Consider the following 7,723-nt stretch of genomic DNA (forward strand, 5'->3'; position numbering starts at 1 on the left):
TCGCGCAGCCGCGCGAAGCTGGTGTCGGGTGCCGGTACGAATCCCGTACGAGGGGTGCTCGACGGCGACGCGTTCGCCGCGCGGGGTCAGCAGCCGGGCGAGAGCCGCGACAGCGCCCATCGCACCGGTGGTGACCATGATCTGTTCGGGCATGGTCGGCACCCCGCGGGCCGTGTAGCGCGCGGCGAGGGCCTCCCGGAGGGCGGGCAGGCCGGCGGGGTAGTTGCCGTGCGTGTGGGTGTAAGGGGCGAGGTCGCTCACGGCCCCCTGGAAGGCGTCGGTGAGGTGGGGTTCGGGGGCGAGAAAGGTGGCGCAGGCCAGGTCGATGACCGACCCGGCGGACTCCGGCGGCAGCGGTTCCAGCCCTCGGGTGGGCAGCGGCTTCCCCGCGGGCACGGCCGTCCAACTGCCCGACCCCCGACGGGAGGCCAGGAATCCGTCGCTCCGCAGCGCCTCGAAGGCGGCGGCGACGGTCGTACGGCTGACGCGGAGCGCGGCGGCCAGTTCACGCTCGGCGGGAAGGCGGGTGGCCACGGGGATGCGGCCTTCGAGGACGAGCAGGCGTACGCCGTCGGCCAGAGAGCGGTAGGCCGGGACGCGGTGCCCGTCCTCGGCCGCGGTGGCGGCCCGCTGGGAGGCCAGGAGCCGCGCCAGCTGCGGTGCGCCAACGGCAGAGGTCCACTGAGCCATGATTCCGGTCCACCTTCCCCTGATTGGCCATGGAGGTGGCCTGGTCCTAGGGCCCAGACTGCCACGCATCCGCTCACCGGCGCCAGCACGTCACATCTCGGGCGCAGCACCAGAGGGGCCACCAAGGAGGAAGGGGCGCGCCTTGTCCGTCTTCGGCAGCTCAGAAGCTGATCGTTCGCAGAGCCGACATGTCGGCCGCCGTCTGGTGCAGTTGTACGTGGGCCTCCTGCTGTACGGGGCGAGCGCCGGGCTCATGGTGCAGGCGGATCTCGGCCTCGACCCCTGGGACGTACTGCACCAGGGCCTCTCCAGGCACACCGGCCTGTCAATCGGCGTGATCGCGATCATCGCGGGCGCGCTGGTCCTCCTGCTCTGGGTGCCGATGCGGCAGCGTCCCGGCCTGGGCACCGTCTCCAACGTGGTGCTGGTCGGTGCGGCGATGGACGGCATCATCTGGCTCGTACCCCCGCCGGACGCCCTTGCCGTACGGATCCCGCTCATGCTGGGGGCGGTCGTGCTCAACGGCGTGGCCACGGGGCTCTACATCTCGGCCCGCTTCGGCCCCGGTCCTCGCGACGGCCTGATGACGGGGCTGCACCGGGTGACGGGCCGCTCGATCCGCCTCGTCCGTACGGGGATCGAGGTGACCGTGCTCGCGACCGGACTGCTGCTGGACGGCACGGCGGGCGTGGGCACCGTCGTGTACGCGCTGGCGATTGGCCCGCTCTCGCAGCTCTTCCTCCGCATCTTCGCCGTGCCCGAGTCGGAAAACGCAGCGACGGCGGACCCCGGGGAGGAATCCGGCTCCTCTGACACCGGCTCGTCTCACGTCGTGACCCGCGGAACCCCGACCGGGGACGGACCGGGAGGGCGGCGGCGCGGCCGGTGGAGGGGCCGCGCGATACTGCGGCGGTGACGAGCCGAGACCCTTCCCCTCCCCCAGTGCGCCGAGGCCACCTCCGGAAGCCGCGGCACCCGTTCCTCGACCACCCCGCTCCGCTGGCACTCGCGCACCGCGGCGGCGCGGCCGAGGGCCTGGAGAACACCCTCAGCGCCTTCGCCGGCGCGGTGGCTCTGGGCTACCGCTACCTGGAGACGGACGTACACGCCACCGCCGACGGGCAGTTGGTCGCCTTCCACGACGACACGCTGGACCGGATGACCGACGCGCACGGACCGATCTGCGCGCTGCCCTGGTCCGAGGTGCGGCGGGCGCGTGTCGGCGGCACCGAACCACTGCCGCTGATGCGGGAGTTGCTGCGTGCCTTCCCCGGGGTGCGCTGGAACATAGACGTCAAGGCGGAGCCGGCGCTCCTGCCGCTGCTGGATCTGCTGGCGGAACAGGACGCGTGGGACCGGGTGTGCGTCGGCTCCTTCGACGAGTCCCGCGTGGCACGCGCCCAGGACCTCGCCGGGCCCCGCCTGGCGACCTCCCTGGGTACGAGCGGCGTGCTGCGGCTGCGCCTCCGGTCGTACGGAGTGCTGCCTGTCTGGGCGCTGCGCCGCAACGCCGTGTGCGTGCAGGTCCCCGAACACAGCGGTTCGGGGGTGCGGCTGGTGGACCGCGCCTTCCTGCGGGCGGCCCACGCGAGGCGGATGCAGGTGCACGTCTGGACGGTCAACGAACGAGATCGGATGCAGGAGTTGCTCGACCTCGGCGTTGACGGCATTGTGACCGATCACATCGAGACACTGCGCGACGTCCTCACCGAGCGGGGCGCGTGGCTGCCCGGCCCCGAGCACCCGTAGGCCGCGGTCCGCGTGCATCGCCCGTCGCTGATGCGGACAGGACGGGCGGCGCGTGCCGGCATCGGCCATGGCGCCGGCAGAGCGAGGGGGACGAGTTGTGAGTGCTGTCGTCACGGAGGCCGGAGACGGCACGGCCGAAAACCGCCGGGAGCAGCGCGGCTGGTACTTCTACGACTGGGCGAACTCGGTCTTCTCCACCACCGTCCTCACCGTCTTCCTGGGTCCCTACCTGACGGGGATCGCCAAGGCGGCGGCGGACGCGGACGGTTACGTGCACCCGCTGGGCATCCCGGTGCGGGCCGGCTCCTACTTCGCCTACTCGGTGTCGCTCTCGGTGCTGCTGTCGGTGTTCGTGATGCCGCTGGCCGGTGCGGTGGCAGACCGTACGGGCCGGAAGAAGCCGATCCTCGGAGCCTCCGCCTATCTGGGCGCGGGCGCGACCGCCGCGATGTTCTTCCTGGAGGGCGACCGCTATCTGCTCGGCGGGGCGCTGCTGGTCGTCGCCAACGTGGCGTTCGCGGTGGCCGTGGTCATCTACAACTCCTTCCTCCCGCAGATCGCGGGCCCCGAGGAGCGGGACGCGGTCTCCTCGCGCGGATGGGCCTTCGGCTACGCCGCGGGTTCACTCGTACTGGTGGGGAACCTCGCGCTCTTCCTCAACCATGAGGCGCTCGGAGTCAGCGAGGGCTCGGCCGTGCGGATCTGCATCGCCTCGGCCGGTGTGTGGTGGGCCGTCTTCACCGTCATACCGCTGCTGAGGCTGCGCGAGCGGCCGGGCACGGTCGCCGGTGCACGGGTGTCGGTGCTCAGCGGTTGGCGGCAGTTGGCGGACACCGTGCGCGAACTGCGGCGCTACCGGCTGACGATGCTCTTCCTGCTGGCGTATCTCGTCTACAACGACGGCGTGCAGACCGTCATCACACAGGCCTCGGTCTTCGGCTCCGAGGAGCTGGGTGTCGACCAGACGACGCTCATCGGGGCGGTGTTGCTCGTGCAGGTGCTCGCCGTCGCGGGCGCGCTGCTGATGGAGCGGCTGGCACGGAAGTTCGGGGCGAAGAACACGGTTCTGGCCTCGCTGGTGGCCTGGTCGGGGATCGCAGCGACCGGTTACTTCCTGCCGGCGGGCGTCCCGGTGCTCTTCTTCGTGCTCGCGGCCGGGATCGGGCTGGTGATGGGCGGCAGTCAGGCGCTGTCGCGTTCACTGTTCTCGCAGTTGGTGCCGCGCGGCAAGGAGGCGGAGTTCTTCTCGCTGTACGAGGTGAGCGACCGCGGGACGAGCTGGCTGGGACCACTGGTGTTCGGGCTCGCCTACCAGCTGACGGAAAGCTACCGGGCTGCGATCATTTCCCTGGTCGTCTTCTTCGTCCTGGGTTTCGTACTGCTGTGGCGGGTACCGGTGGACAAGGCAGCGGAAGCCGCGGGCAACCCCTCGCCGGACCGGATTTAGAGGAATCGGCAGCGGCCCGGTAGTGTACGCCCTCGGCTCGCCGGATGGACCGTTACTTCGCGGCAAACAGATGAGAACGCTGGGTGACATCTCCTGTCAGTTGTGACAAACCGGTCATTGGTGGGTACACGCAGAGCGGCACGACGGACGACGCATCTCCCGTTTCGGGAATCTTCACCGCCGACCGGACGTTGACCAGATGACGACGACAGCGACACCTGTCCTGTGGGCGACAAGCCCGGGAGGCACGAATTCATGAGTGAGCGAGCTCTTCGCGGCACGCGACTCGTGGTGACCAGCTACGAGACCGACCGCGGTATCGACCTGGCACCGCGCCAGGCCGTGGAGTACGCATGCCAGAACGGCCATCAATTCGAGATGCCGTTCTCTGTAGAGGCCGAGATCCCGCCCGAGTGGGAGTGCAAGGTGTGCGGTGCACAGGCACTCCTGGTCGACGGGGAAGGGCCGGAGGAGAAGAAGGGCAAGCCCGCGCGTACGCACTGGGACATGCTCATGGAGCGGCGCACCCGTGAGGAACTCGAAGAGGTCCTCGCGGAACGGCTGGCCGTTCTGCGCTCCGGCACGATGAATCTCGCGGTACATCCGCGGGACGGCAACAGCAAGCGGAAGTCCGCCTGACAGACGGCCGGCGTTCAGCCGGTCAGCGACAAGCGCGCGGGGCCGGTGACCACTTCATGTGGTCACCGGCCCCGCGCGCTGTCGTGTGCGGACTTGTCGTCCGCCGATCACTCGGATCTCTCGGTCACTCCGGTCCGGTCGCGGATCTGTCGCCGCCGGAGCAACTGCCACCGGGTCAGCGGTTCGGCGGGTCGTCGTCGCGGATGATCTCGCCCTCGACGACCTTTCCGTCCGGGCGGTGGATGCGCATCTGCTCCTCCGCGCGGCGGGCCTGCTGGTAGGCGTCGCCGACGGTGCCGGGCGCGAAGCCCGCCTGGCGTTCCAGGTGGCGCTGCGTGGTGCGCCGCATCAGCGCGGCGGTCGGCGGGAAGAGGCACAGCAGCCCCGCCACGTCGGAGAGGACGCCCGGCACCATGATCAACAGGCCGCCGAGCATCACGAGGGCGTTGCCCCCACCCTTGCGGTCCTTGCGGGAGCCGCTCTCAGCTTCCGGCTCGCCTTTCCCCTGCTGAGCGTTCTGCGCCTGCTGAACGCTTTCGGAGAGCCGCCGCCAGGCACGGCGCCCGGCACGCTTGATGACGAAGACACCCACCACGAAGCCGACGAGAAGCACTCCCAGCACGACCAGCCCACCCGCCGCCTGGGCGATGAGGGTGAGCAGCCAGACTTCCAGCACGAGCCAGGCCACCACTGCCAGCGGGATGAACGTGCGGGGCCGTGAACGGCGCCCACGCCCGGACGACCGGTCCTCCGGGCCGCCGGAGCCCGGCTGCTCGCCCGGAGAATTCTGCGGGTACGGTGCGCGACTCGTCATGGTTCAAGTGTGCCTGCGGCCGAGCGCTCTCTTGACCCGGCCCTCGACGCCCCAGGCGGTGACCCGCCACAGTGCCTCGGCCACGATGTCGCGGCTCATCTTGGAATTGCCCCGTACACGCTCGATGAACGTGATCGGGACCTCGACCACGTGGTATCCGGCGCGCACCGCCCGGTGGGCCAGGTCCACCTGGAAGCAGTACCCCTGCGAGGCCACGTCGTCCATGCCGAGCCCTTTGAGCGTCTCGGCGCGGAAGGCGCGGTAGCCGCCGGTGACGTCGCGCAGCGGGACGTCGAGGAGGATCCGCGAGTAGATGCTGCCGCCGCGGGAGAGGAACTGCCGTGAGCGCGGCCAGTTGACGACCCTCCCGCCCGGCACCCAGCGCGAGCCGAGCACCAGGTCCGCCCCCTTCAGGGCGGTCAGAAGGCGGGGCAGTTCCTCGGGCTGGTGCGAGCCGTCGGCGTCCATCTCCACCAGCACGCCGTAGCCGTGGTCGATGCCCCACCGGAAGCCGGCCAGGTAGGCGGCGCCCAGCCCTTCCTTGCCCTGGCGGTGGAGCACCTGGATGTGCTCGTCCTGCGCCGCCAGTTCATCGGCGATCTTGCCTGTGCCGTCGGGGCTGTTGTCGTCCGCGACCAGGATTCGGGCTTCCGGGACGGCCTCCCGTACGCGCGCGGTCACGGCCTCGATGTTGTCGGCCTCGTTGTAGGTCGGGATGATCACCAGGACCTTGCCGAGCGGGCCGAAGCTCCGCGCCTGTCTGCCGTCGGTCACCGCTCTTGCCCCTCGTGGTTCTGCCGTGCGTCGGTCTGCTGCGCCGCCTGCCGTACGGACCGGCTGCGTCGCCCGGCGAACCAGGCGGCGGCGCAGGAGAGGACGCCCACCATAGCGATCACCCACTCCGGGGCGGCGCCGACGCGGTCGGCCAGGGTGATGTCGTCCCGCAGCGGAAGCCGGGCGGTGAGGACGTCCCGCTCGAACTCCTGGGTGCGCTGCTCGATCGTGCCGTCGGGCGCGACGATCGCGCTGATGCCGCTGGTCGCGGCGGTGACGATTGCGCGGCCGTGCTCGACGGCGCGGAGCTTGGACATCGCCAACTGCTGTTCCGGCTGGCCCGTGTTGCCGTAGGTGGCGTTGTTCGTCTGGACGACGAGAGCACGGGCGCCGGCATTGACGGTGTCGCGGGGGATCTCGTCGTAGGCGACCTCGAAGCAGATGACGTCGCCGAGCCGGGCGGGGCCCGTCTGGAGAACACCCGAATGGTCTCCGGGCCAGAAGTCCCGGGGAATCCGCTCAAGGCGGGTGATCACCTTGCTGAGCTCGTCCCGGAAGGGCACGTACTCGCCGAACGGCACCGGGTGCTGCTTGGTGTAGGAGGCACCGGGGCCCTTCTTCGGGTCCCAGACGATGCCCTGGTTCTTGACGTAACCCTCACGGGTGGGGTGTTCGACGAGCGCGCCGACCAGGATGGGGACGCCGACCGCCTGAGCTGCCCTGTCGATGCGCTCGCCCGCCTCGGGCCACCTGTAGGGGTCGAGGTCGGAGGCGTTCTCGGGCCAGATCACCAGGTCGGGGCGCTTCGCCTTGCCCGCCTTGACCTTGCGGGCGAGGTCGAGGGTGGCGTCTACGTGGTTGTTGAGGATCTTCATGGGGCGGCCCAGGAAGTCCATGCCGGCCTGCTGCACGTTGCCCTGGACGACCGCGATGTCGGCGGTGTCGTCGGCGGCGGTGGGCACCGGCACGGCGAAGCCGGCTCCCGTGACGACCGCGGCGAGGACCAGCGAGCCGACCACGGTAACGAAGCGGCCGCGGCCGGGACCGGGACGTGCGGAGGAGGCCGTGGCGTCCGCCGCTGCGCCGGCGGCCGACCCGGCGCGCAGGCTCCAGGCGGCGACGGCCACGCCGGCGATCGCCGTGCCGGTCAGCGCCGCGGCGAAGGTGACCAGCGGCGCTCCGCCGAGGGCGGCCATCGGCGTGTAGGGCGAGCCGGTGTTGGCGAAGGCGAGCCGCCCCCAGGGGAAGCCCCCGAAGGGCAGCCGGTCGCGTGCCCACTCCTGTGCGACCCACAGGCAGGCGCCCCACAGAGGCCACAGCGGCAGCCGGGAGGTGGCGGCCAGCGCGGCCGAGAGGGCGACGACGAACAGGGACTCGAGGAAGGCGAGCCCCAACACCGCGTCCCAGCCCACGACATGGAGCCACTTGAGGAGCACGGTGAAGAAGGGCCAGCCGAAGGCCAGACCCGTCCAGGCGCCCTGGCGGGCGGTGCGCCCCCGCGTGAGGAGGCTGAGCGCGGCGACGGCCACGAGGGAGAGCGGCCACAGCCCGTACGGAGGGAAGGCGAAGGCAAGCGCGATGCCGGAGGCCGCGGCCCCCGCCGTGCGCGG

At 70.9% G+C, this 7,723-nt stretch carries 8 protein-coding genes; 4 read left to right on the plus strand and 4 right to left on the minus strand.

From position 1 onward, the window contains the following. Positions 1 to 690: GntR family transcriptional regulator (locus H5J26_RS25930; protein WP_181768394.1), on the minus strand; the 690-nt coding region annotated here is incomplete at its 3' end. Positions 691 to 832: 142 nt separating this feature from the next. On the opposite strand from H5J26_RS25930, the gene H5J26_RS25935 reads away from it, so the two are divergent. The 4 genes from H5J26_RS25935 to H5J26_RS25950 all read left to right on the plus strand — a co-directional run bounded on the left by H5J26_RS25935 (position 833) and on the right by H5J26_RS25950 (position 4,525). After that, positions 833 to 1,606, plus strand: coding sequence for a YczE/YyaS/YitT family protein (locus H5J26_RS25935; protein WP_235981118.1), 774 nt, complete (start codon positions 833 to 835; stop codon positions 1,604 to 1,606). Positions 1,607 to 1,632: 26 nt separating this feature from the next. Continuing rightward, positions 1,633 to 2,439 carry a glycerophosphodiester phosphodiesterase gene (locus H5J26_RS25940; protein ID WP_181768395.1) on the plus strand — a complete coding sequence of 269 codons (807 nt, stop codon included), beginning with the start codon at positions 1,633 to 1,635 and terminating at the stop codon, positions 2,437 to 2,439. A gap of 67 nt (positions 2,440 to 2,506) precedes the next feature. Beyond that, a complete protein-coding gene (locus H5J26_RS25945) occupies positions 2,507 to 3,886 on the plus strand; it encodes an MFS transporter (RefSeq protein WP_181768399.1) in 1,380 nt (459 codons plus the stop codon). Positions 3,887 to 4,141: 255 nt separating this feature from the next. Continuing rightward, positions 4,142 to 4,525 carry an RNA polymerase-binding protein RbpA gene (locus H5J26_RS25950; RefSeq protein WP_181768396.1) on the plus strand — a complete coding sequence of 128 codons (384 nt, stop codon included), beginning with the start codon at positions 4,142 to 4,144 and terminating at the stop codon, positions 4,523 to 4,525. A gap of 175 nt (positions 4,526 to 4,700) precedes the next feature. On the opposite strand, the gene fxsA is transcribed toward H5J26_RS25950, so the two are convergent. The 3 genes from fxsA to lnt form a co-directional block, all read right to left on the minus strand. Continuing rightward, positions 4,701 to 5,339: an FxsA family membrane protein gene (gene fxsA / locus H5J26_RS25955; protein WP_181768397.1), complete on the minus strand. Its 639-nt coding sequence runs from the start codon at positions 5,337 to 5,339 to the stop codon at positions 4,701 to 4,703. 3 nt (positions 5,340 to 5,342) lie between these two features. Beyond that, entirely contained in the window at positions 5,343 to 6,113 is a 771-nt protein-coding gene (locus tag H5J26_RS25960) for a polyprenol monophosphomannose synthase (RefSeq protein ID WP_181768398.1), read from the minus strand. Then, positions 6,110 to 7,723 (minus strand): apolipoprotein N-acyltransferase (lnt, locus tag H5J26_RS25965; protein ID WP_235981120.1); only part of this gene is annotated, 1,614 nt, incomplete at its 5' end. The genes lnt and H5J26_RS25960, both read right to left, overlap by 4 nt.

Origin of the sequence: Streptomyces albidus (ex Kaewkla and Franco 2022) (assembly GCF_013870515.1) — a bacterium.
Classification (GTDB): Bacteria; Actinomycetota; Actinomycetes; order Streptomycetales; family Streptomycetaceae; genus Streptomyces; species Streptomyces albidus.